We start from the raw sequence: 23,052 nt of genomic DNA on the forward strand, positions 1-23,052 counted from the left end.
ATCATTTTTGTTTCGCAAATAAATAGGTGTTTTTTGCAAGTAGAACGGTAGCTTCCGCAAGTATAAGGGTTATTTTCGCAAGTAAGCCTAGTGATGCCGCAAGTAAACACTGAATCGGATCAATCATTTTTCACTCTTAGCAGTCGCAAGCCGTTTAAAGTAACGATCAGAGTCATACCCATATCAGCAAAGATGGCAATCCATAAGGTGAGCCAGCCCGGTATGACAAGAAGCAATGCTAACAGTTTGACCACTAGCGACAAAGTAATGTTTTGTTTGATAATCTTGAGTGTTTTCCGACTTAATTTTATTAAATATGGCAGTTTATCCAGGTCGTCGTTCATCAGGGCGATGTCTGCCGTTTCCAAAGCGGCATCGGTTCCGGCCCCGCCCATGGCAATTCCGACCGTTGCCGCGGCTAGGGCTGGTGCGTCATTAACACCATCGCCCACCATGGCTACTCTGCCATATTCTGTGGCCAGTTTTTTAATAGCTTCCAATTTTTCTTGCGGAAGCAGCTCAGCTTTTATGCTTGTTACACCGGTTTGGCGACCGATGGAGGCTGCAGTGGCCTGATTATCGCCAGTCAGCAACACTGTTTGCTTGACCCCCAGCTGATAGAGCCTCCTAATGACTGATTCACTGCTAGCTCGGACCTCGTCCGCAACAGCAACCAACCCCATGATTTCCGAATCTGTTCCAGCAATCATGACGGTTTTCCCTTGATTTTGCAAGTCGGTGATTTGTGTTTGAATTTCAGCAGGAATGCCATGAAATAACTTGGTATTTCCGACTAGATACTCCCTGCCACCGATTGTCCCTTTAATACCTTTTCCGGTAAGGGAAGTGTAATTCTCCACTTGATAGGTTATATTACCCGCCTTTTTTACAATTGCTGATGCTAGCGGGTGCTGGGATTTACATTCCAATGCGGCAATTTTTTCAAAAAGCTCCTCATCCCTGCTGTAATTGATGAACTCTGTAACAGTTGGCACTCCCTTGGTCAGTGTGCCCGTTTTATCAAAAGCGATCGCCTTAATGGCACCAACTTCTTCTAGAAAATTTCCGCCTTTGATCAGAAGGCCGTTTCTAGCGGCATTGCCAATCGCGGTAACCAATGCAACCGGAGTGGAGATAACCAAGGCGCATGGGCAACCAACAACTAATACAGCTAGCCCTTCATAAATCCAATTTTGCCATTCCCCTCCGAACAATAACGGCGGCACAATGGCAATTAATAGTGCAACCACGATAATAACCGGAGTGTAGTATTTCGCGAATATATCAACAAATTGCTGGGACGGTGCCTTTTCCGCCTGTGCTTCCTCGACAAGGTGAATGATTTTGGAAATTGTCGTATCCTCGCTAAGCTTGGTAACTTTTATTTTTAAAAAGCCTTCTTCATTTAAAGTTCCAGCAAAGACCTCATCGTTGACAGCTCTTTCAACAGGCACCGATTCACCTGTGATGGCAGCTTGATTAATGGAGGATGCCCCCTCGACAATCATGCCGTCCATGGCAATCATTTGTCCCGGTTTTACTAGCATCAGGTCGCCGATTTCTATGTCTTCAGCTTTCAATAGCATTTCTCGGCCATTGCGAACGACGAGCGCTTCAGTTGGCGCCATTTCCATGAGCGACCGAATTGAAGCCCGCGCTTTATCCATCGAATAGCCCTCAAGCACTTCGCTGATCGCAAACAGAATCACGACTACGGCTCCCTCACTCCATTCACCAATGATGGCCGCCCCGATAATCGCAATCGTCATTAGCGTTTTCATATCAAACTCAAATTTTATTAAATTGTTCAAACCTGTTTTAAAAAGCGGGAATCCGCCTACTAAAATCGCTATCGCGAAAAGTAGATTTTCGGAAAAAATATAGCCCGCTAATAGAAACAATAAGGATAGAACAAGCAGTGAATATCGTTTCCAGATTGGTTCCTTCGGCGCTGCTGACGGTTTTTCTTTTTCTGGAAAAATAGTAAGCTTCTCAAATGCACCAGCTTTATGGAGTTCTTCGAGACTGGTGTTACCATAGACAGTCAGTTTCGCTGCCCCAAAATTTACTTTTGCATCAACCACACCATCCAGGTGTTGGACGTTCTTTTCGAACTTTGCGGCACAGCTAGTTCAGGAAAAACCTTGGACTCGGTAAACCTGTTTTTCGATGGGATTACTCACGGCCAATCACCTCTTTTTGATGAGCAAAAGCGATATGGATAATCTGTTTTACGTGATCGTCATCAAGGGAATAATAGACTAACTTGCCCTCTTTTCTGTACTTGGCGAGACCCAGGCTTTTTAAATGCCTAAGGTGATGGGACGCCGTTGCTGTTGTAGCTCCCACAATATTAGCAACATCACAGACGCAGAGCTCATCTTCAACTGTAAGTGCATAAGCAATTTTCATACGTGTTTCATCGGACAAGGCTTTAAACAGCTTAGCAACTCCGGCTATTTCCCGGCTCATTTCCAGTTGCTCTTGAACGTGGGCTGTTTTTTCGCTGTCCACACAGGTAACTTCACAGACATCATGCTCTTTCATACCGTGACCTTCTTTCATTCAAATGTTCATTTGAATATATCATATTCAAATACTCGTTTGAATGTCAACTAATTTAAAGAGAAATGATTGTGATTTTTCGAGGAAAATTTGAAGGATTGATCTGAGGGAAAATGGGGGCCAGACACTTTTTTCGATTGTCATCATTCACAGATCCGACCCTTATTTTTAAAATACATTCAATACTGCCCCGCCCAAAGCTCCGGCGATTACTATAATCCATGGTGGCAGCTTCCAATATACCAGCAAGCTGAATAATACTGCTGCAAAAGCAAAATCTCGGGGGGACAAGATAGTACTGGTCCAAATTGGGTGATAAAAAGCAGCTAACAAAATACCTACAACTGCCGCATTCACACCAATTAGAGCCCCTTTTATTTTTGGATTAGAACGCAGTTTATACCAGAAAGGCAATGTTCCATACACAAGCAGCAAGGCCGGCAAGAAAATCGCAGCCGTGGCGAGAAGGCCACCCTTCCAACCATATATGATGGCTCCAATATAGGCCGCAAAGGTAAACAGAGGACCTGGCAAGGCTTGGGCAGCACCATATCCAGCGAGAAAGTCCTCTTTCGAAATCCAGCCTGTCGGGACGAACTCCTTTTCTAGCAATGGCAAAACGACATGACCACCACCGAATACCAACGAACCAGACCGATAAAAACGATCAAACATATTCAACCATTCAGTTTGTAATAAGCCGCTCCCTAATGGCAATACAAAAAGCAACAGAAAAAATAAACCTAAACAAATGGCCCCAGACCGATAGGAAATCGGAAAGCCAATTGCAACTGTGCCGAGGTCTTCTTTGTGCTTTTTAAAAATTAGCCATCCCACTGCTGCCGACAACAGGATAATCCCGACCTGAGAATAAGCCGTATCCCACATTAACGTAACGATCAATGCTAATAAAGCTATCATTTTTGTAGGCAAATCAGGGGTCAGCTTCTGAGACATACCGAAGATAGCCTGAGCCACTACAGCTACGGCTACTATTTTCAACCCATGAATCCAGCCAGAGTCGGCCAGACCAAAGCCCTTTAATAAAAGAGCAAAAAGAATCATGACCATCATCGAAGGAGCGGTAAATCCAATGAATGCCATGATCCCACCCAACACCCCGCCACGCATGATTCCAATTCCAATACTAACCTGGCTGCTTGCTGGACCGGGGAGGAACTGGCACAGGGCTACAAGATCAGCGTAGCTTTTTTCATCAAGCCATTTCCGTCGCTGAACGTACTCCGCATGATAATAACCTAAATGAGCGATAGGTCCACCAAATGATGTCAATCCCAGTTTGGTTGAGACCAGCAGGATTTCAATCCAGATCCTTAACTTGTTTTGCGGCACACTTTGTTCCTCCATTGTTTGTATTTTCTTTATTTTACGTTAGTTTGTGGAGGGTTCTCAATATATTTTGATTTTTAAAACGAGTTTGCGGCGATTGCAGGAATTATTGCTGAAACTGGCGGGTTTTTCCGAAAAACCGGCGGGATTCCGGCGTAAACTGGTGGGATTTTCAGATAAACCGGCGGAATTCCTGCGTAAACTGGCGGGATTCTATTCAAAACCGGCGGAATTCCTGCGTAAATTGGCGGGATTCTACTCAAAACCGGCGGAATTCCTTCCAAAACTCGCCGAATCCAGCCACCTTCTTTTACCAGCAAGCCAATAAAAAAAGAAAAGACCCCAAAAAACAAGGTCCCCTCCCACTATTTCTCAACGCCCCTATCCATCGGGGCCAACCAAAACGCCACAACAATAGAGGCAAAAATCACGATGAAAGGTGCATAAAACATCAGAAAATCACTCACCTGAAATCCTCCTTTTCAAACATGATCATCCCGTTTACCTTGAACATAATCCTTGTTAAACAAAAACAGCTTAAGCAACAAATAAAGGGATGGCACCAGTAATCCCAGTCCGGCAATGAAGGCGATCACCAGCGCGGTGGCCATTGCTTCATTCGTGAAACTGTCATAGATGGTCAGATAAGGATACATTAAATAAGGATAATGAGAAATTCCGTATGCCAAAAAGGCACAGATAAATTGCCCCATTAAACAAACAAAGGCAAAACCGTAGGCGATTCGCTTCCAAAGTAAAAACACTGTACCAGCGAAAAATAGGACAGACAAACCAAACAGCCACCATAAATCAACCAGACGTTCATAATGCTCTGGATTATGTGACCTCATCTCTACAATAATCCCTGTCGCGGTTACAATTGCAGGCCCAGCCCATCCTAATGCGTATTTTCGCAATAATCCGGCTGCCCCCCAATCCTTCGCCTTTTGGGCATACCAAGTTAAAAACACCGCAGAAATATATAAAACTGAGGTTAAACTTAACAAAACGATACTCCATGATAGAGGGCTGGTGAACAACGCCCAATAATCAAGGGATGGACCGCCCTTCCCCATTGTAACGAAGCCCCCCTCAGAGATCACCAGCACAATCGATAAGGAGGCAGGAATGAATACCCCTGTCAGTCCATAAAGGATTGTATAGCGTTTCTGCTTCAATCCTCCATAAGTGGTGAAGGCATAATAAGCGCCTCGAATGGCCAGGAGAATCGTAGCAATGCTCGCAGGGACAAGCAGGGTCGACCCATAATAATAAGCGGTTTTTGGAAAAAATCCAACCATCCCTACAAAGAAAAACACTAAGAAGACGTTGGTAACCTCCCATACTGGCGATAAATAACGTTGAATAACCCTCGTTAAAATATGCTGTTTCCCGGTAATGGTACTGAAAGCATTGAAAAAGCCGGCGCCAAAATCAAGCGAGGCCACGATGATATAGCCAAACAGGAATACCCCCAATACGGTGATTCCCGTTATCTCAAAGTTCATCTCAAGTCACCTGCCTTATCCGCATCACGATCCGCCAATTCCTGTTCAACCGGATTTTTTCGGAACATGCGCCACAGCACCAGCACACTGCCAATTCCAAGTATTAGATACAAAATCGAGAACAGTATAAGCATTAAATCCACATGTCCACTAGAGGTAGCAGCCTCACTCGTCCGCATGATCCTTCTTAAAATCCACGGTTGCCGGCCCACCTCCGTCAGCCACCAGCCTGCCTCAATCGCGATAACCGCAAGCGGTCCTCCGAGAACCATTAACCACCGGAACCAAGTTGAAAAAATAAACCGCAATTTCCATCTCGCACCCATTATATATAAGAAAGAAACAACCGTCAGCCACATACCAAGCGTCACCATTACATCAAACAAATAATGGATGTAGAGCGGCGGTGTCTCATCCTCGACAAAACGGTCTAACCCGATTACCTCTGCGGTCGGATTACTATGAGCCAGGAAACTGAGTCCAAACGGAATTTTCAACGCATATTTAACGTCGCCATTGTCAAGCACACCATACAAAATCAGCGGCGCTCCTTCTTCTGTTTCAAAGTGCCACTCGGCTGCTGCTAATTTTTCCGGTTGATATTCTGCCAAATACTTTCCGGAAAAATCTCCGATAACGGCTGTGGCAATCGAAAAAACAAAACCAAGCTTCATCGTTAGCAGCAAAGCCTTTTTATGGTAAATATGATTCGAACCCTTTAATAACCGGAACGCCCCAATAGAGGCTAGTATGAAAGCAGATGTCATATAGGCCGTTGCCAATACGTGAGCGACCTTCGTCGGCATCGCCGGATTAAACATCGCAACAATAGGGCTGACATTGACGAGTTGACCTTTGAATAGATCAAACCCCTGCGGTGCATTCATAAACGCATTGACGATGGTAATAAAAATGGCTGAAAATGACGCTCCCAGTGCCACCGGTATCAACAGGAGCAGGTGTTTCTTCTGATTTTCAAACCGATCCCAAGTATAAATGTAAATACCTAAAAAAATCGCTTCAAAAAAGAATGCAAAGGTCTCCATAAATAGTGGCAAGGCAATCACATTACCCGCAAGCTCCATAAAATTCGGCCACAGTAAAGATAGCTGCAGACCTATGGCGGTTCCCGTTACAACACCAACCGCAACCGAAATGACAAAGCCGCGTGTCCAGCGTCTAGCCAACAGAATATAGTGTTCATCCTGTTTCTTGATGCCCACCCATTGAGCAATCATGATCATTAACGGGATGCCGACCCCAATGGTTGCATAAATAATATGAAAAGATAAGGTAAGTTCTGTTAAGACCCGGCTGAAAAATACGGCTTCTGAATTTCCCATTCCAAGCAAAGACCACCTTTCCTTAAATCAAAACATCCGTCCTATGATTGACAATCCTAAAATGGCAGCAACAATAAAGGTCAGCCAGATGAGCATTCGTTCTTGTTTTTTATACACCGTAAACCCCACTTCACTGTTTTTATGTATTGAAAAAAAAAAGACCTGCCGCCACCATTACTATTCCCTGTTTTTTGGAAAATCACTTCAGTGAAGAAATTTTACAGCATATGAGGCTAATTGCACTCTGTTCTCCAGCTCTAGCTTTTCCAGGAGATTTTTAATGTGATTTTTCACCGTATTTTCGGCAATGAATAGTTGTTCGGCTATTTGTTTATTGGTTCGCCCTTCTGAAACTAAAAGGAGAATTTCTTTTTCACGAGGTGTTAAAGAACTGATGGTAGGTGTGTTTTGTAAATCCCGCTCCCGAAATTGGTAGAGAAGTTTTGAGGCCATGTCCCTTGATACCCGATCAGAACCGTCGACAATCGAATGAAGATATTGGAGCCATTCATCCGGATCCATATTTTTCAATAAATAGCCATGGGCACCATATTGGATGGCAGTAAATAAGTCGCCCACATGGTCGGACACGCTCAATATGATGACTTTCATGTAAGGGAATTTTTCTTTGATTAGCTTTGTTGCCTCTAAACCGTTCATCACCGGCATTTCAATATCAATCAGCAACATATCCGGTACTAGCTCTTCGCAAAGCTGGATGGCCTCATGGCCGTTTTTGGCCTGGCCCACGATTGAAAACAGGGGATCCCCTTCTAGGATTTCCCGGATCGCCTGGCGGGCATGAGGATGGTCATCCGCGATGAGCAATCGATATGGAACCATATTTCACTCCTCCTCTCACCGTAATCGTCGTTCCCTGATTTAGTTCCGAAACTATGTCCACATCTGCCTCCAGTTTTTGAGCCCGTTCCTTTAACATGACAAGTCCATATTGGGTTACCTTGATTTCGTGTGGCGAAAACCCTTTTCCATTATCTTCAATCCGTAATCCCCAACCAAGATTATAGGGCTTCAGCTCCAAGGAGACGGAAGTTGCCTGGGAATGCTTGCGGATATTCATAAAGGCCTCTTGGATAATTCCAAATAGCTGGACTTCTTCCAAAGTGCTGAAATACCCCTCGGGAATTTGAATGTTAATAGATGGTTCAACTCCTGACACAGTGCTCCAATCATTCAGCCAATTCTCCACCCTTTTTGAAAAAGACATCATATCATCCGGACTCATCCGCAAGTTGTAAATGGCCTGTCTGACATTGGCATCGATTGAATGAACCAGACCAGTGGCTTCATCCACTTTTCCTTTTTTTAAATTGACTTTTAATAAAAATAACGTTTGTGCAATATTATCGTGCAGTTCCTTAGCTAGCCTTTCCCGCTCTTCATAAACGGCTCGCATTGCTCTTTCGGAAGCAATCCGTTGATTCTTGTCTTGAATCGTTTTAAACATCCAGGTAGAGAAGGCATAGGAAATGAGGAAGGTTAAGATCGTGATTAAATAATTTCCTGTTTTCATAGATAGTTCATGGAGTAGGACACTGTGACGCAGTAACTCGAAACCACCAATGAGTAAGGTTGGCAAGAGAATTGTGATGATTTTTAATGTACGGTATGACACCTGTTTCGCCTCCTCTTACTCTATTAAACCATAAATAACCAATTTATTCTTCCACTCCCCTGTATCTTGCAAGCAACTCCACCATAAATTTCTCCGGTGTCAGATGGTCATTCGTAATTGCCTCAATGACATGGCCATCCTCCATGAAAATGATTAGGTCGGCAACCTCTGCCGCTACATCCATCATATGAGTAGAAAAAATGATGGTCGTTCCAGCTGCTTTGATTTGTTTTAATAGATCGATAAACACACTGATCCAGTAAGGATCCAATCCGTTCGTCGGTTCATCTAGAATGAGGACGTCCGGATTAGCTAGCCAGGCCTGTCCGAATAACAGCCGCTGCCGCATCCCCTTTGATAAATGTTTCACTAGATCCTGTTCTTTTGTCTCTAGGCCCAAGATATGGATGACCTCTTGGACCCGCTCCTTTTTCACTTTTCGTAAAGCCCCATAAAAGGAGAGAAACTCAGTCACCGTCATGGTTTCCTGAGCATAAAAATCATCGGGCATATAGCCAATAAATGATACATAGCTTCCTCGGTCTTTCTTAAGGTCGACCTGATTAATCAGCACGGAGCCTTCACTAGGCACGGATATCCCTGCAACGATGTCTAGCAACGTGCTTTTTCCGGCACCATTCCCTCCGCAAAGCGCCACACACTCCCCGCCCCCTACAGTTAAAGAGAACGGATGAAGCGCCGATTTATTTTTAAAGGTCTTTGATACTCCCTTCATTTCTAATCGCTTTGTCATTACTGCCTCCTCCTTTGTAAACATAGCAAAGCTAAGGAAATGAACGCAACCAAATAGATGGCCAGATAAGCAGAGAGAATCAACCAGCCGGCCCCTGAATGGAATAATGTGACGATCGAATCATAAGATTGGCCGAATACCGAGCCGCTATCCCATTTGACAATGAAAAAGATGCGCAAAAACTCAGCCGGATTTAGCATCATTGCCATTTTCATAATGGGTTCAATGACCGGATAAGGAACAAGGCCAAGAAAAGTAATGAGCGCCGTCGGCCAAATCATTATAAGAAAAAACCACATTGCCACTGAGATTGTAAAGGCTTGCCATCTCGTTTTCACCCAGGTTCCGATTAGGAGGCCAAGAATAATAAACGTGTAGATTAACAGGATTGAAAATAGGTAGATTTTTAATAGCCAGCCAAGAGTCATTGCATTACCTGCTATGAGGCCAATCCCCATGCTGCAGCCAAAGCTTAATGTAAAAATCACCGTTTGTGCTGTAAACAGTCCGCCGCATTTACCCAGTAAATAGGCTAATAGACTGACAGGATAGGTGCTGAGCAGCTGCCATTGACCATTTTCCATTTCATTAGCAATCGAGAAGGAGCCAGTGATCAGCATGAACAGCGGCAGCAGGTAAAGGATAATATTGAGAATGGTACCCGTTATATTCGTGAACCCTGAAATACCCGAATTTGTTTTTTCCAGCAAAAATAGCAGAGAAAAAACAAGCACCCATAGGATAAAAAAAGTGTAATAAGAGCGCTGCCGTGTCATAGTCTTCCATTCAGAAATCAGTATCGTTTTCATATTTCAAGTCTCCTTAGGCAGAAAGACAGATTACTCTTTATTTGTCGTGCTCCGATTCAGACTTTTTCATGTCCATTCCTTTCATGTGCTCGTGCATTTTTTTCATCATTTCCTTGTTTCGTTTCCAGGAATGGTGTTGAAGTTTTTCATAGCTTAATAGTTTACCGTCGTGGCCATCAATAAAGCTTTCGGCGTGCTTTTTGTCTGAAAACGAAATGACATTATAGGCCATTGGTGTTTTAATCGACTTGTCATAGACAAAGCTGGCTTTCTCCAGTTCAATCCAGTCTTTGGAGTGATAATCTTTGACATAGGAATTGGCCACTTTTTTGCCTTCGTTTTCCTTGATCCATTTAAACATGCAGCCAATGTCATCGAACACGATTGATTTTCCGTTATCCAGGATAATTTCCGTGGCAAACTCGTTGTTTTTCACAGCCATATTGCAGACCTCACACTTATCCGTTTTCTCTTTAATGGCCACGGCTTTATATTCAGTTTTTCCACACCCTGCGATGAGCAGCATTGCCAGGACGGCAATAATAGTAATTTTTTTCATTGTTTTCTCCTCCCCAAATAAATCATTAGTAGACTGATTGAAATCATGATAAGACTGATGCCCCATTGGGCTGTGTTAGACTCCCTTTCCGGGTGTTTTTCGAGTAGTCGATTGTTCATTAACGGTGCAGAATCAGTAACAAGTAGTGGCTCCGGACTCTTGAGCATTTTTTGCAATAAGGTGAGCCCCGGATGTTGGAACAGTAGTTGGTAGGGTGGTGTTTCCCTCGTAAGATTCAGAAAATACGGATCGGCCCGATATGGCAGATTGCTTTTACCATCGCCGTCAATATCCAATTTCAGGGCAGCATCCCAATAATTGTTCTCCAACTTGTTATCGCTGCTATCAGTTGCTTGGATTTCATTCACATTTCCGATAAACGAGTTGCCCTTGATGGTATTTTTGGTTATCTGACGAATTTGTGCCCCGATAAAATTGGCATTGACCTCGTTGTCATGGATTTGGTTGCCGCTGGAATCCTCGATATACATCCCGATTCGATTTTGTGATAGGAGATTGTTCTGTATCACCGAATGGTGGACATCGTATAGAAGCAGACCCTGGGCATTTACATTTTGATTATTGGCTATCAGGTTATTTTTCTCGATAAGGGTTTGTTGGGTGCCCATGACCATTGCCCCGGTTATATTGCGGGTCGACGTGTTGCCTTTCAAGGTAATCTGATCGGAAAACATGATGTGCATGCCGTAGCGTGAATCTTGGATGGTGTTATGGAGAAACGAATTCTTGTCGCTGTTTTCCATGTAAAAGCCGTCCTGAACATGACGGATGGAGATGTTTTCAAAGGTGTTGTGTGGGGACTGCCAGAGATCGATGGCATTTTCCTTTCCCTGTCCCGTAATTTTAATTGATTCCAGGTTTGAATTTACGGTGTTCGTTAATTTGATACCGGTATTGCCTGTGCTTATTGTCAGATCTTCCAAATGATGCTGATCTCCACTGATAGAAATCACGGCCTTGGCCTTTGATGCAGCACATTGCTTTAGCTTCACTCCCTTTAACGTGACATTTTTACCGGTGATCGTGATGGCCGGATCAGAGCCGCAGGTCTGAAATATAGCCCCCTTTGTCCCTACAAGAGTCATTGGTTTGTTCATAACAATGGCTTCATGATAAATACCTTTTTCCAGTTTAAGCGTGCCTCCCATAGGCAGCGCATTAATGCGTGATTGCAGGGAGGTTTCGGCAAACGCCTTCATTTCTGGAATTACCATCATTAATGCAGCTACAACCATCCATTTCGCCAATACTTTCATAATTCGTTTCCTTCCTTAGAAAACTTTTCTAGCACCGTTATTTTAAGGAATACATAAATAGACAAATTCTAACTTAAAGCAATTTACCATCAATTCCTATGACTCAATTGGGCTATTTTTTAAAAGAATATGAAATTTCCTCGAACATTTATATCAGCCCTGTCCTGTGTCTCTTTCTTTAAACACAAAAAACCTGAAAAGACGGTACACGTGTCTCCTCAGGTTTGCCCTTCGCTTTTGCGAAATATCTATTCTGTTGCCTCTGCCGAACAATATTCATTTACTAAATTATACCACAAAACCAATCCGGATGGAATTTTGTCAGTGAAAGGCCCAGTTCAACTGACAAAAAGAATACCTATTGAATCGGGTTTGTTGGTTCTTCGTTTGTGATGGCATTTTGTAATGTATGTCTCCGGATGGTTAGAACGAGGTCTGCGATAAAGTATAGTGCGATGATCGTCCATATCCACGTCCAAAAAGGTTCAAATAATTCATAAACCGATTCAACTGTAGGGTGAATCCATTTAAGAAAGATCACGGAAAGCGCCACCCAACAGAGGGAAAAAGGCAGACAAATATGCCCGTGCAGCTGTAATGGTGTTTCCGTATAGTCCCACCAGCGTCGGTTAAATAATTTGTACAGCAAAGCCCCACTGACATATTCCACGATCGTAGGAATGAACAAGCAAAGGAGCAATACAACGGCCCAGTGAGTCTTAGAAGTGATGAATAACACGAGAACTAATGGAGCAAAACCGTACATCGGTTTAAAGGGGCCATATAAAAAATTCGGCTTGGTCCACTCTCCCCTTGTAAAAAAGTTATACCCATTTTCCAACAGCCATCCGAAAAACGAGTACAAGGTAAAATAAAACATTAACGCTGCTGCCCCCTGTAAATTCAAAAAAACGGGGGTTTGAAACTTGAATCCATCCAATAAACTAATAATCAAAACTACCCACCCTCCATAAACATTAAATTACCAATATTAGGTTTTGCAGCCCAAGCCCCAAATATTCCAACATTTTCCCAAATTATATGAATGTCCACCCCAGGCGGACAAAATGGGCGTTTTGTCCACGAGCGGTGCCTGTCACCATTATTGTCCCCCTTATGTGTCCACCCAAATAAGGACTTGCCTGTAATCCTAACGTTTCAATTTTGAGGTGCAAAACATAAAAAAACATCCTGGAAATGTTAGTAGAGTGTCTAACATTTCCAGGGCATTCACTTAAGAATTCACCTGCTTTTCTTTATTTAATGCTTACCTTACAGAATGGGGTTATAGGTTTTTATTTGTAAAAATTTGAATTGATAGTAACATTGACGTTAACCCAATCAGGAAAGATACAGCAAAAGGAATCCATACTCCAATACTGTAGGGAAGGCTTGAGCCAATACTGAAATGAAAATTCATTGATTGGTACCATTCAATAATACGTGGTAATAGAAATGGCGTTAAAAAGATTATAATAAAGAAAATATACTTTGTTTTTTCATAACCCAGTTTAGTTTGAACAGGTATTAGTACCCCATAAAAGATAGAAATAATCATTAGAGCTGTACCTACATTGAAAATATCCAACCGTTTCAATCCAACGGATGTACTAATAGCTGTTGCGAGGTTATACAATAGGAAACACCCAATAAAAATCACAAGAACAAATAGATACTTTGCTTTAATCACTCCATTTCGCGTATGTGGAGTTGTGCAAATAAGTGCTGACCCCTTATATTTGTCCTCTTGCATCGAAACCGTATTAAATAAAATATATTCCGAAAATAAAACAGTTATCAGAAAACTTTCAAAGCCACTATTATCTAGTCCCGACTGTGAATAGAGAAAAATAGGTGCTACCACTGCAAATAGAAGCATTATTAATAGATACCTTTTTGTCAAAATAAAATCTTTTTTTACAAGATGAAACAACATTAATACCCCTCCTTTACATAAGCTAACATTATATTTTCAACGGTAGGTCTTTCGATAACAACATCGTTCATTTGTTCACAAACTAATTCCTTTTTATCAGTGATCCCTTCAAATCCAAATGAGGTCTGCCGTATGCTCAGGAATAGTTTGCTTGTCTCTTCGTTAATAAGATGACTATCTCCCTTGACTAAAGCATGTCTATCCAACAATTCATCTTTACTCTCGTTAATTATGATTCTACCTTTATCAATAAAAATAAGCATATCCGCTATTTTATCTAAATCAGATGTAATATGCGTTGAAAAGAAAACAGATTTCCCATCTTCCTCCATAAAGTCCAGAAGTATTTGCATTAATTCATTGCGAACTAATGGGTCAAGCCCACTGGTCGGTTCATCCATTATTAGTAAATCGGCATGGTGGGAAATGGCTAATGCTATAGCGAATTTCATTCTCATCCCCTTGGATAAGTTTGAGATTTTTTGACGCAAATCTAAATCAAACTTTTGGATATAATTTAAGAAAATAGTTTCATCCCAATTTTCATAAGCAGGGGCAATAACACTCTTCATTTCTTTCAAGGTCATCTCTTCATAAAAATAACCTTCATCCAAAACTACACCTAAACGGTTCTTAACATCATATTCATTTTTTTCAATATCCTTACCAAAAACACTTATGCTTCCTCCATCCTTTGGATATAGCCCAAGGATAGTTTTTATCGTTGTAGTTTTACCAGAGCCATTTACTCCAATAAAGCCTGTTATGCACCCTTCTTTTAAAGAAAAATTCACATTATCTAAATTGAAGTCATCTAAATCTTTCTTTAAATTTCTTACCTCTAAAATAGTCTTCATCATTCTTCTTCTCCCTCTTCAAAGATAATATCCATCATTAGAGTTAATTCTTCTTTTGTTATTCCAAATGTTTTAGCCATTTGCCAAACCTCTAATAGCTTTTTTTCTATCATATGTCTCTTAGATTCCGTTAACATATCAATATTTTCTGAGGCTACAAATGACCCCTTTCCAACTTGAGTTATAATGAATCCTTCACTCTCTAATTCGTCATATACTCTTTTTGTCGTAAGGACACTTACCTGTAAATCGTTTGCCAATTTACGAATAGATGGAAGTTTTTCACCTTCCTTTAGTTCCTTACGAAGGATCCCACCCTTAATTTGTTCTTTTATTTGTTGATATAACGGTTGTTCAGAAGTATTTTTAATTATAATTTTCACAAATAAAAACCTCTTTTTCATAACTGTTTATATATAGAATATACAGTATATACACAATATACATCAACTATAATCCATCATTTTTATATCATGATAATTGGGATTACCATTCAAACTTAATTTTCCTTTTTCTAACAAACAAAAAAAGAAACAGGTGTTTAACCTATTTCTCTAAATAACCTATATTTGGATTGAAATTTTTACTTTTAGTAATTCCTCAGCATAGTCGGTAAAATCTTGGTTGTTTTCCTTTGTTGGTTCTTGCTGATAGATTTGTATGTCAGTTGTTCCTCCTAAAGCAAATATTTCAATAAAACCCGTTAAATTCGGCTTGTCTTTTTTTTACACTCCTATTTTTTTCTTTTCTAATAGTCAAATTTTTCAATGGTCTTGCGCATTTTGCTTGCTTTTTCGGTCAGTTCGACTGTGATGGTTTCGATTTCGGACATCATTCTGCATTGGTTTGCTGTGAATTCGGTCACCTGTTCGCTGGAAACTGCCGCTTCTTTGGCAACGATGGCTACTTCAAAGACTTGTGAGTTCGTTTTTTCTATGACATCCATTTGTTTATTGACGAGACTGTAAATTTCATAGATTTGCTCAATGATGGATAATGAGACCTCTTCCATCTTCATCATATCTCCGCTAGCCTTCCTACCGTGATCAGTCTGCTCACCTGTTTGGCTACTGAGTGAAGTCATCCGCTTCACCACTTCTTCCACTTCTATTTGGATATTTTTAATATATTTCGTGATCTCTTTGACCGATTCAGCACTTTCATCCGCTAGTTTCCGGACTTCCTCTGCAACGACCGCGAATCCTCTTCCATGTTCACCTGCGCGCGCTGCTTCAATGCTGGCGTTTAGCGCCAATAAGTTTGTTTGTGTGGAAATATCGCCAACGATGGTAACCACCCGGTTGATTTCCTCGGCATACTTTTTTAGTTGCAGAACGGAACTCACAGATAACTGACTTTCATCCGCAACTTTCTGTAATCCCTCTACAATCGTTCCGACAGAATCAACAGATGATTTTAATGATTCATTCATCCTGTTAGTGAAATTACTCGTATCATTGGCTTTTTCCTGAATGACGACGGCAATTTCCTTCAAGGAAGACAACGTGTTAACCGTATGCTCCATTAACATCTCCGTTTTTTGCGTCCCTCTATCAATTTCTTCTATATTATTCGATACTATTTGAAATGCTTGATTCGCTTCTTTTGTTTTTGCCGTTACTAGTTCAACAGTTGTATTCGTCATATTTGAGTTAATATCAATTTCCCGAACCATTTCCTGAAGATTGTTCAACATATGATTAAAGGCAACAGACAATGATCGCAACTCATCATTTGATTTAGTAAGAGGTAGCTGTTTGGTTAGATCCCCGTTTGCTGCCCTAGTCACATACTCTTCCATTCTCTTTAATGGCCGAGTGATATATAGGGAAGCCACGTACCCCAGGATTCCGCACCATAGTATTCCCAGTAAAAGAGTTAGCGTAATAATAAAGTTGACAGATAAATTGGTATATTTAGAGATCAATTCTGCCAGATAAAAGATAAAAATAGCACTGATTCCATAAGTAATTAAAGCAACTGCTGTAATCCCGATAACTAATTTTTTCTGAATGCTGAACATTTTTTTTGTTTGCTCCGTCATAATCTCCCTACCCTTTATCGATGATTGTTTCATGTTTGGAAATGGTATTGCTGTATATACATATTATACCACTATCTAATTTTACGTCTCAACTCACCTTTTTTTGGAGTGGCACCATTTTATCCATTTTTGTCACAACGCTTTTTAAAAAAATAATCAACACATTGTCGGTTTTTGATTATTGTGTAATTCAGCTTACAAGGTAAAATTAAATTATAAACACTCTCTATGGGGGGATACAGTATGGAAGCTGCCATTAAAGTGGCTCATGTCAGTAAGAGCTTTAATAAAAAGGCCGTCTTAAATGATATCAGCATTGAAATTGATAAAGGCCAGCTTTACGGACTAATTGGGCCTTCAGGTGCAGGAAAAACCACTCTTGTCAAAATGATTGTTGGGATGGAAAAAGCCGATGCCGGAACGATTCAGGTCTTAGACAAAGATATGCCGAACCTCGAAATTTTACAGGAAATTGGCTATATGGCCCAATCCGATGCTCTATATGTTGAGTTAACCGGTGAAGAAAATTTAAAATTCTTTGCTTCGCTTTACAAATTGAAAAAAGAAGTGCAGAAAGAACGCATTGCATACGTTGCCAATCTGGTTAATTTGACAGATCAGCTCAAGAAACGGGTATCTGCCTATTCAGGAGGTATGAAGCGCCGCTTGTCCCTGGCCATCGCCTTAATTCAGGATCCTAAAATACTCATCCTAGATGAACCAACCGTCGGCATCGACCCGGAACTAAAACTTTCGATTTGGAATGAATTCCTTCGCTTAAAGAAGGAAGAACACAAAACGATCATTGTCACTACCCATGTAATGGATGAAGCGGAGCGCTGTGATTACGTAGCTATGGTTCGTGATGGACGGATTCTCACAAACGGATCCCCTCAGGAATTAAAGGCATATTACAAGGCTGACCACTTCGATGAGGTATTTTTAAAGGCGGGGGTGAAACAATCATGAGAATTTGGGCGTTAGTCAAAAGAATTTGTCAGCAAATGGTGCGGGATAAACGGACCTTGGCGTTAATGTTCGTGGCGCCTTTGTTAATCCTTACCTTAATGTACTTTCTTTTTAACGGAAATACGGTCGATCCCAAGCTTGGAGTAAAAGGAATTGATCAAACTCTTGTAAAAGCAATCAAAAAAGCGGATATCGATGTAAAGTCTTATTCAAAGGTATCTGGAAAGACAGTGGTAGATGATGATCTCGATGGCTTGCTAGTCAAGGATAATGGAACATTAACATTAACCCTGCGAAACGATGATCCAACCAAAGCAAAGGCTTTACAAATGAAGATTAATCAGGCTTCTGCAGGAGTGGTTCAGGCGAAGCTGATCCAGCAACTACCGGCTATGGCTGCCGGCGGGTTGGCGAAACAAAGCATCACAACCAAATATGTTTATGGGGATAAGGACACGGTGTTTTTTGATGTACTCAGCCCAATTTTAGTCGGCTTCTTCGTTTTCTTCTTTGTCTTTATTATTTCCGGGATCGGGCTGCTGCGCGAACGAACAACCGGTACATTGGAACGGCTGATTTCCACACCAATCCGCCGCGCCGAGGTGGTAACAGCCTATTTAATCGGGTATGGTATTTTTGCAGTCCTCCAAACAATTATTGTCGTCATTTACGCGATCAACGTTTTAGACATTGTATTAGTCGGATCCATTTTTCACGTCATACTAATTAACCTGTTACTAGCCTTAGTTGCATTATCTTTAGGAATTTTATTATCATCATTTGCCGCTTCTGAATTTCAAATGATGCAATTCATCCCAATCGCCGTTGTTCCTCAAGTGTTTTTTGCCGGTATCTTTCCACTTGAAGGGATGGCCAACTGGCTCCAGGTGATTGCAAAAATATTCCCTATGTATTACGCAGGTGATGCCCTAAAGGCCGTCATGTATCAGGGAGCAGGCTTAAGTGAAATTGGTGGAGACCTCTTTGCACTGATCCTCTTTGCTGCCTTGTTTATTGTGTTAAATATTCTTGCCTTGAAAAAGTACCGGACATTATAGAAGCCAAAGGTCAAGCCTTTGGCTTCTTTTTTTACAAAAGTTTCACAAATTCGACAGATATATACAAATGATTTATTTATTGTATAATGTATCATTATATCTAAACATAGGACTTATGGAGGACAAATTGGAGATGGGCAAAAATTCTTTACTTGTAAAAATGATTTTATTTTTTGTTATTTTATTAGTTTTACCGATTACACTAGCTGGGTTCTACTTATTTTCAGAAATAAATAAGGATCTTACTCAAATGGAAAAAGAACGGGTAAAGATTTCAAATCAAGCAACGGAAAATTTAATTGAAAAAATGGGGAGTAGCTTGGTCGATCTGGCAAATACGAACTCTCATTGGAAAGACTATTATGATGCTGTAGATAAGAGAAATGTTAGCTGGATTGAAGGTAATATTAACGCTGATTTGGGTTCCTCTCAAGGCGTTTCTTTTGTCACAACGACAGATATGAACGGTAACGTAGTGTCCCAAAAAGGGGATGTTAAAGAATTCAGTGAAGCATTAGCCGATAAGGAAATCATCAACAAGATAAAGGAAAAACAAGAGTTTTCAGGTTTAATTGAAACCTCTAAAGGACTAGCCATTTTTGCAGCGTCTAACATTACGAATGGAGAGGTTACATCACATCCATCCGGAATCCTAATTTATGGTAGACTGCTAGATAACAAAGCTTTAATAGAGATTAAAGATACACTTCATGATGATATTGCCATTTTATCCAAAAACGGCACCATGCTGTCAACTTCAAATCAAATAAAGCATGAGCAGCTTTCTAAGTACGTAAACGACCTGGATCACCAAGGAAACTTGCAAGCTTTTCAAACAACCGCTGAAAAAACAACCGAATATGGCCAGTATACAACTGCATTAAAGTCTTTTTCTGGAGAACCCTTGGCAATTTTACACATCAATGAAAAACAAGCGGAAAGTACAAAGGTCAAGGCAGAACTTATCAACGTCAACTTAATAATAGCAGCAATAATGCTCGTTATTTTAATATTGCTTTCCTTTATGATTTATCGGTTTATGATAAAACCTGTTAAGAGTCTAGTTTCCATTTCCGGAGAGGTCTCCAAGGGGGTTCTGTCGTGTGAAGTGGATCACAAAATTTCCAAGCGCAGTGATGAGATAGGAAAATTGGGTAATGCCATGAATATCATGATTGAAAATTTCAGAAATTTGATCAAGGAAGTGGCACAAGCAATAGAACAGGTCGCTTCCTCTGCAGAACAGCTTTCGGCTAGTTCCGAGGAGACAACAAAGGCTACCAATCAGATTGCGGCTGCTATTCAGGAAGTGGCTGGCGGTTCAGACGTTCAACTGCAAGGGACGCTTGACTCCTCCAGTGCCGTCAAACAAATGGCTGTAGGCATACAAAATATTGCTGACACTGTTTCTCATATTTCGGTCAATTCTACCGAAACGGAGAAGGAAGTAGTATCAGGAAATCAATCGATTCAAAAGGCCATCCAACAAATGCAAAATATCAGTGTTTCTTTTAATGAATCTTCCTTAATCGTAAACCAACTTACCGACCGATCTCAAGAAATTGGGCAAATTGCCTTGCTCATTTCTAATATTGCTGACCAAACAAATTTACTTGCCTTAAATGCGGCTATTGAAGCAGCACGGGCAGGTGAGCATGGCCGGGGATTTGCTGTAGTAGCTGATGAGGTAAGAAAATTAGCGGAGCAATCCGCTGTTTCAGCTAAACAGGTATCGGAACTCGTTTCCGTCATTCAGCGTGACTCCGCCTCATCCGTTCAGTCAATGAATAAGGTGAACTCGGAGGTCCATGAGGGATTAAATCAAATTGAAAACGTCGGTGAAGTCTTTGAAAATATCCTTTCGGCCACCAAGGATGTAACCCGCCTAACCCAAGAGTTGGCGTCAATAACACCACAAATGGAGGCCAGCACGGAAAAAGTCGCCTCATCCATTACAGAAGTCGCAGAAATAGCAAAGGGCTCCGCCAATTCTTCCAGAAACGTGGCCTATTCTTCCAATGAGCAACTCTCGGCCATGAAGGAAATCGCAGCATCCTCCGGCTATTTGGACAAAATGGCTCAAGACTTAAAAGGATTAATTCATAAATTTAAACTATAAAAGAATTCTCCGGACTGGTATGTACTGGCCCGGAGATATTTTTTTTATGAGGTTTTGAATAATTTATTCAGCTATACATAACACTTAGCTGATTTCATAGTTAAGCCAAACGGCCTTTTTTGCTCCCAATTTATCATACAAAGCCTGGGCGGGATAATTGTCATGTGCGGTTTCCCAGATCATATGGGAATAGTCATGCTCTCTGATATAGGAAATACAAGTCTGCATCAGCCTTTCCCCTATTTTCCCTCCCCTTGTTTCTGGTGAAACAAATAAATCATAAAGTATTGCCATCCGTTTTGCTTCAAGGGTATTGAACGTAAAATAAAGTGTAGCAAAACCAACAAGGTGATTTGACTCCGTTTCTGCAACAAACTGTATCCCTTCGTAAGGATTTTCTAGTAAATGTTGGACCAAGTTTTCAACCGATTGTCCTTTTGGACGAGGGCAATGATAGAAGTCAACGATGTATTGATCCATTAATTCCAGAAGTTGAGGGATATCTGTCTTGGTTGCCTTGCGAATGTTTATATGTTCCATCTTGTTTCAGCCTCCTATTCAATTTTTGTTTCAATTAGTAAAGAAGCAATTTCCGTGCCAAGTTTCCCTTTTTTTGGAATCCAATTCAATGTATAAAAAAACACACAGCATCCACTGTGTGTTTTTTATTGATTTAATTTTCTGCTAGTTTATTAACAACCGGATTTCCCTTACTCATCTTCTCAGCAGGGTCTTCGGCTTGCTTTGCACGTTTGATAAAGAAGGCCAGAACTAACGCGATACTGGCAATCCCAACCGACACTAGGAAAGAATCATTGATCCCTTCGAGCATCGCCTTCATGGCAATTTGCTGCTTCATAGTTGCTAGCATTTCAGGACTCGGCTGCCCTGTCAAGTGTTTCATGGCATCTGCAGCGAGATCAGTAGCGTGTGTCTTCGTCCGGTTTGTCATAATGGTTACTAACAAGGCNNCGCTCCGGAAACCTGCTGCAAGGTGTTGTTCATCGCGGTACCATGTGGATAGAAACGGGCAGGCAACTGATTTAACCCGTTTGTCATAACTGGCATCATCACCATCGACATCCCAAACATCCGAGCGGAGTAGAGCAAAATCAAATGAGTATAGGTAGTATCTAATGTCAATTTACTGAATAAGTAGGTCGTAAACGTTGTAATCGTTAAACCGATAACCGCTAATACTCTGCCGCCAAACTTATCAAATAATTTCCCAGTAATAGGGCTCATAATTCCCATTAATAAGGAGCCTGGAAGCATTAATAAACCAGATTTTAATGGTGATATTCCACGGATAGTCTGCAGATAAATCGGCATTAACAGCATCGCTGAAAACATTGCCATCGAAATCACAATCGAAATGGCTGAAGATAACGCGAACATTGGGTACTTATAAATTTTAAAATTAAGCATCGGCTTTTCAAGTTTATTTTGGCGAACAATAAACATAACCAAACTGATCGCTCCGGCAGTAATCGTTGCATATACCGCTGGGCTGTCCCAGCCTTTATCGCCGGCAGAGCTGAAGCCATATAATAAACCACCGAACGCAATACTAGATAATACTAACGACAACTTATCAAGTCGAATGTCTACTTTTTCCTTCTTATCTTTTAATAAGAAAATACTAATCACAAGAATAATTGCAGCCAATGGCGATACAAGATGGAATAAAATTCTCCAGCTATTATGTTCAATTAAATAACCTGAAAGCGTTGGTCCAACTGCTGGTGCAAAGATGAATACCAGACCGAACAGCCCCATTGCTGCTCCCCTTTTTTCAGGTGGAAAGCTGGTTAACATCACGTTCATCAGTAACGGCATCATGATGGCAGAACCTGACGCCTGAATCATTCGTGCTGTTAATAATAACGGAAAAACATGGGCAAAGCCGGCAATGATCGTTCCAACCGTAAACAAACTAATTGCGGTAAGGAATAACCCTCTTACTGAATATTTCTGAATTAAAAACGCGGTTGCCGGGATCATGACCCCGTTTACGAGCATGTATCCAGTTGCCAGCCATTGGACTGTTGAAGCACCAACATCCAAATCTTTCATGATGGATGGCAAGGCCACATTTAATAATGTTTCATTTAACATCGAAATAAACGCCCCGATCATCAATATTGCGATGATTCCATAAGGAGGGCGATTTTGTTTTAAAGTAGTATCCATTATTATTCCTCCCACTAAACTGACGGTCCATTTTTTTAGACCTTTGTTTTGGATAGATACTATCATATACCGACG

The 23,052-nt window shown here is 41.2% G+C and carries 22 protein-coding genes and 4 pseudogenes; 5 read left to right on the forward strand and 21 right to left on the reverse strand.

The genetic code is table 11. The annotated features are described in order from the left end of the window. Position 1: 1 nt before the first annotated feature. The 4 genes from V7083_RS09215 to chrA all read right to left on the reverse strand — a co-directional run bounded on the left by V7083_RS09215 (position 2) and on the right by chrA (position 3,918). Complete coding sequence (locus V7083_RS09215; RefSeq protein WP_335477226.1) at positions 2–127, reverse strand: hypothetical protein; 126 nt, start codon at positions 125–127, stop codon at positions 2–4. Next, positions 120–2,189 (reverse strand): heavy metal translocating P-type ATPase, encoded by a 2,070-nt coding sequence (locus tag V7083_RS09220; protein ID WP_335477227.1) that lies wholly within the window; start codon positions 2,187–2,189, stop codon positions 120–122. Before V7083_RS09220 ends, V7083_RS09215 begins: the two co-directional genes overlap by 8 nt. Then, entirely contained in the window at positions 2,176–2,547 is a 372-nt protein-coding gene (locus V7083_RS09225; protein ID WP_335477228.1) for an ArsR/SmtB family transcription factor, read from the reverse strand. Before V7083_RS09225 ends, V7083_RS09220 begins: the two co-directional genes overlap by 14 nt. 186 nt (positions 2,548–2,733) lie before the next feature. Beyond that, positions 2,734–3,918, reverse strand: coding sequence for a chromate efflux transporter (gene chrA / locus V7083_RS09230; protein ID WP_335477229.1), 1,185 nt, complete (start codon positions 3,916–3,918; stop codon positions 2,734–2,736). A gap of 67 nt (positions 3,919–3,985) precedes the next feature. Between chrA and V7083_RS09235 the strand changes: the two genes are divergently transcribed. Then, positions 3,986–4,243 (forward strand): hypothetical protein, encoded by a 258-nt coding sequence (locus V7083_RS09235; RefSeq protein WP_335477230.1) that lies wholly within the window; start codon positions 3,986–3,988, stop codon positions 4,241–4,243. A gap of 37 nt (positions 4,244–4,280) precedes the next feature. Here the strand turns inward: V7083_RS09235 and cydS are convergent, their stop codons facing one another. The 15 genes and pseudogenes from cydS to V7083_RS23770 all read right to left on the reverse strand — a co-directional run. Next, the gene (gene cydS, locus V7083_RS23765; RefSeq protein ID WP_435554648.1) at positions 4,281–4,382 is read right to left on the reverse strand and encodes a cytochrome bd oxidase small subunit CydS; all 102 of its coding nucleotides are present in this window, start codon (positions 4,380–4,382) and stop codon (positions 4,281–4,283) included. 15 nt (positions 4,383–4,397) lie between these two features. Beyond that, positions 4,398–5,423, reverse strand: a complete 1,026-nt coding sequence (locus tag V7083_RS09240; RefSeq protein WP_335477231.1) for a cytochrome d ubiquinol oxidase subunit II — start codon at positions 5,421–5,423, stop codon at positions 4,398–4,400. After that, the gene (locus V7083_RS09245; protein WP_335477232.1) at positions 5,420–6,766 is read right to left on the reverse strand and encodes a cytochrome ubiquinol oxidase subunit I; all 1,347 of its coding nucleotides are present in this window, start codon (positions 6,764–6,766) and stop codon (positions 5,420–5,422) included. The genes V7083_RS09240 and V7083_RS09245 overlap by 4 nt, the downstream gene beginning before the upstream one ends. 204 nt (positions 6,767–6,970) lie before the next feature. Next, the gene (locus V7083_RS09250; protein ID WP_335477233.1) at positions 6,971–7,609 is read right to left on the reverse strand and encodes a response regulator transcription factor; all 639 of its coding nucleotides are present in this window, start codon (positions 7,607–7,609) and stop codon (positions 6,971–6,973) included. After that, on the reverse strand, positions 7,578–8,402 hold the full coding sequence (locus V7083_RS09255; RefSeq protein WP_335477234.1) for a sensor histidine kinase: 825 nt from the start codon (positions 8,400–8,402) through the stop codon (positions 7,578–7,580). The genes V7083_RS09250 and V7083_RS09255 overlap by 32 nt, the downstream gene beginning before the upstream one ends. 43 nt (positions 8,403–8,445) lie before the next feature. Then, a complete protein-coding gene (locus tag V7083_RS09260; protein ID WP_335477235.1) occupies positions 8,446–9,156 on the reverse strand; it encodes an ABC transporter ATP-binding protein in 711 nt (236 codons plus the stop codon). Further along, on the reverse strand, positions 9,156–9,965 hold the full coding sequence (locus V7083_RS09265) for an ABC transporter permease (protein WP_335477236.1): 810 nt from the start codon (positions 9,963–9,965) through the stop codon (positions 9,156–9,158). The genes V7083_RS09260 and V7083_RS09265 overlap by 1 nt, the downstream gene beginning before the upstream one ends. Positions 9,966–10,002: 37 nt before the next feature. Then, on the reverse strand, positions 10,003–10,524 hold the full coding sequence (locus V7083_RS09270; RefSeq protein ID WP_335477237.1) for a nitrous oxide reductase accessory protein NosL: 522 nt from the start codon (positions 10,522–10,524) through the stop codon (positions 10,003–10,005). Next, positions 10,521–11,801, reverse strand: a complete 1,281-nt coding sequence (locus V7083_RS09275; protein ID WP_335477238.1) for a right-handed parallel beta-helix repeat-containing protein — start codon at positions 11,799–11,801, stop codon at positions 10,521–10,523. The genes V7083_RS09270 and V7083_RS09275 overlap by 4 nt, the downstream gene beginning before the upstream one ends. Positions 11,802–12,159: 358 nt before the next feature. Next, positions 12,160–12,756: a putative ABC transporter permease gene (locus V7083_RS09280; RefSeq protein ID WP_335477239.1), complete on the reverse strand. Its 597-nt coding sequence runs from the start codon at positions 12,754–12,756 to the stop codon at positions 12,160–12,162. 330 nt (positions 12,757–13,086) lie between these two features. Continuing rightward, complete coding sequence (locus V7083_RS09285; RefSeq protein WP_335477240.1) at positions 13,087–13,737, reverse strand: ABC-2 transporter permease; 651 nt, start codon at positions 13,735–13,737, stop codon at positions 13,087–13,089. After that, positions 13,737–14,594, reverse strand: a complete 858-nt coding sequence (locus V7083_RS09290) for an ABC transporter ATP-binding protein (RefSeq protein ID WP_335477253.1) — start codon at positions 14,592–14,594, stop codon at positions 13,737–13,739. The genes V7083_RS09285 and V7083_RS09290 overlap by 1 nt, the downstream gene beginning before the upstream one ends. Continuing rightward, positions 14,594–14,977, reverse strand: coding sequence for a GntR family transcriptional regulator (locus V7083_RS09295; protein WP_335477241.1), 384 nt, complete (start codon positions 14,975–14,977; stop codon positions 14,594–14,596). The genes V7083_RS09290 and V7083_RS09295 overlap by 1 nt, the downstream gene beginning before the upstream one ends. Before the next feature lie 365 nt (positions 14,978–15,342). After that, the gene (locus V7083_RS09300) at positions 15,343–16,290 is read right to left on the reverse strand and encodes a methyl-accepting chemotaxis protein (RefSeq protein ID WP_438823709.1); all 948 of its coding nucleotides are present in this window, start codon (positions 16,288–16,290) and stop codon (positions 15,343–15,345) included. Next, positions 16,282–16,671, reverse strand: a pseudogene (locus V7083_RS23770) (HAMP domain-containing protein); the annotation flags it as partial. The pseudogene V7083_RS23770 and the gene V7083_RS09300, both read right to left, overlap by 9 nt. A gap of 210 nt (positions 16,672–16,881) precedes the next feature. On the opposite strand from V7083_RS23770, the gene V7083_RS09305 reads away from it, so the two are divergent. From V7083_RS09305 to V7083_RS23780, 4 genes and pseudogenes are all read left to right on the forward strand, one after another. Next, positions 16,882–17,607: an ABC transporter ATP-binding protein gene (locus V7083_RS09305; protein WP_335477243.1), complete on the forward strand. Its 726-nt coding sequence runs from the start codon at positions 16,882–16,884 to the stop codon at positions 17,605–17,607. Then, positions 17,604–18,665 carry an ABC transporter permease gene (locus tag V7083_RS09310; RefSeq protein ID WP_335477244.1) on the forward strand — a complete coding sequence of 354 codons (1,062 nt, stop codon included), beginning with the start codon at positions 17,604–17,606 and terminating at the stop codon, positions 18,663–18,665. The genes V7083_RS09305 and V7083_RS09310 overlap by 4 nt, the downstream gene beginning before the upstream one ends. Positions 18,666–18,972: 307 nt before the next feature. Continuing rightward, a pseudogene (locus V7083_RS23775) lies at positions 18,973–19,842 on the forward strand (CHASE4 domain-containing protein); the annotation flags it as partial. A 309-nt stretch (positions 19,843–20,151) separates the two neighbouring features. Continuing rightward, a pseudogene (locus tag V7083_RS23780) lies at positions 20,152–20,784 on the forward strand (methyl-accepting chemotaxis protein); the annotation flags it as partial. A gap of 84 nt (positions 20,785–20,868) precedes the next feature. Here the strand turns inward: V7083_RS23780 and V7083_RS09320 are convergent. Both V7083_RS09320 and V7083_RS09325 read right to left on the reverse strand, forming a co-directional pair. Then, positions 20,869–21,324 carry a GNAT family N-acetyltransferase gene (locus V7083_RS09320; protein WP_335477246.1) on the reverse strand — a complete coding sequence of 152 codons (456 nt, stop codon included), beginning with the start codon at positions 21,322–21,324 and terminating at the stop codon, positions 20,869–20,871. Positions 21,325–21,457: 133 nt separating this feature from the next. Continuing rightward, positions 21,458–22,977: pseudogene (locus V7083_RS09325) on the reverse strand (DHA2 family efflux MFS transporter permease subunit). Positions 22,978–23,052 lie beyond the last annotated feature (75 nt).

The organism is Bacillus sp. JJ1764 (assembly GCF_036962145.1).
Taxonomy (GTDB): domain Bacteria; phylum Bacillota; class Bacilli; order Bacillales; family Cytobacillaceae; genus Neobacillus.

What these genes read in the sequence shown, in the direction of transcription:
- V7083_RS09215 (WP_335477226.1), bottom strand. Translation starts at nt 127, where the DNA reads ATGATTGATCCGATTCAGTGTTTACTTGCGGCATCACTAGGCTTACTT.
- V7083_RS09225 (WP_335477228.1), bottom strand. Translation starts at nt 2,547, where the DNA reads ATGAAAGAGCATGATGTCTGTGAAGTTACCTGTGTGGACAGCGAAAAA.
- V7083_RS09240 (WP_335477231.1), bottom strand. Translation starts at nt 5,423, where the DNA reads ATGAACTTTGAGATAACGGGAATCACCGTATTGGGGGTATTCCTGTTT.
- V7083_RS09245 (WP_335477232.1), bottom strand. Translation starts at nt 6,766, where the DNA reads ATGGGAAATTCAGAAGCCGTATTTTTCAGCCGGGTCTTAACAGAACTT.
- V7083_RS09250 (WP_335477233.1), bottom strand. Translation starts at nt 7,609, where the DNA reads ATGGTTCCATATCGATTGCTCATCGCGGATGACCATCCTCATGCCCGC.
- V7083_RS09260 (WP_335477235.1), bottom strand. Translation starts at nt 9,156, where the DNA reads ATGACAAAGCGATTAGAAATGAAGGGAGTATCAAAGACCTTTAAAAAT.
- V7083_RS09265 (WP_335477236.1), bottom strand. Translation starts at nt 9,965, where the DNA reads ATGAAAACGATACTGATTTCTGAATGGAAGACTATGACACGGCAGCGC.
- V7083_RS09270 (WP_335477237.1), bottom strand. Translation starts at nt 10,524, where the DNA reads ATGAAAAAAATTACTATTATTGCCGTCCTGGCAATGCTGCTCATCGCA.
- V7083_RS09275 (WP_335477238.1), bottom strand. Translation starts at nt 11,801, where the DNA reads ATGAAAGTATTGGCGAAATGGATGGTTGTAGCTGCATTAATGATGGTA.
- V7083_RS09285 (WP_335477240.1), bottom strand. Translation starts at nt 13,737, where the DNA reads ATGTTGTTTCATCTTGTAAAAAAAGATTTTATTTTGACAAAAAGGTAT.
- V7083_RS09290 (WP_335477253.1), bottom strand. Translation starts at nt 14,594, where the DNA reads ATGAAGACTATTTTAGAGGTAAGAAATTTAAAGAAAGATTTAGATGAC.
- V7083_RS09300 (WP_438823709.1), bottom strand. Translation starts at nt 16,290, where the DNA reads ATGTTGAACAATCTTCAGGAAATGGTTCGGGAAATTGATATTAACTCA.
- V7083_RS09305 (WP_335477243.1), top strand. Translation starts at nt 16,882, where the DNA reads ATGGAAGCTGCCATTAAAGTGGCTCATGTCAGTAAGAGCTTTAATAAA.
- V7083_RS09310 (WP_335477244.1), top strand. Translation starts at nt 17,604, where the DNA reads ATGAGAATTTGGGCGTTAGTCAAAAGAATTTGTCAGCAAATGGTGCGG.
- V7083_RS09320 (WP_335477246.1), bottom strand. Translation starts at nt 21,324, where the DNA reads ATGGAACATATAAACATTCGCAAGGCAACCAAGACAGATATCCCTCAA.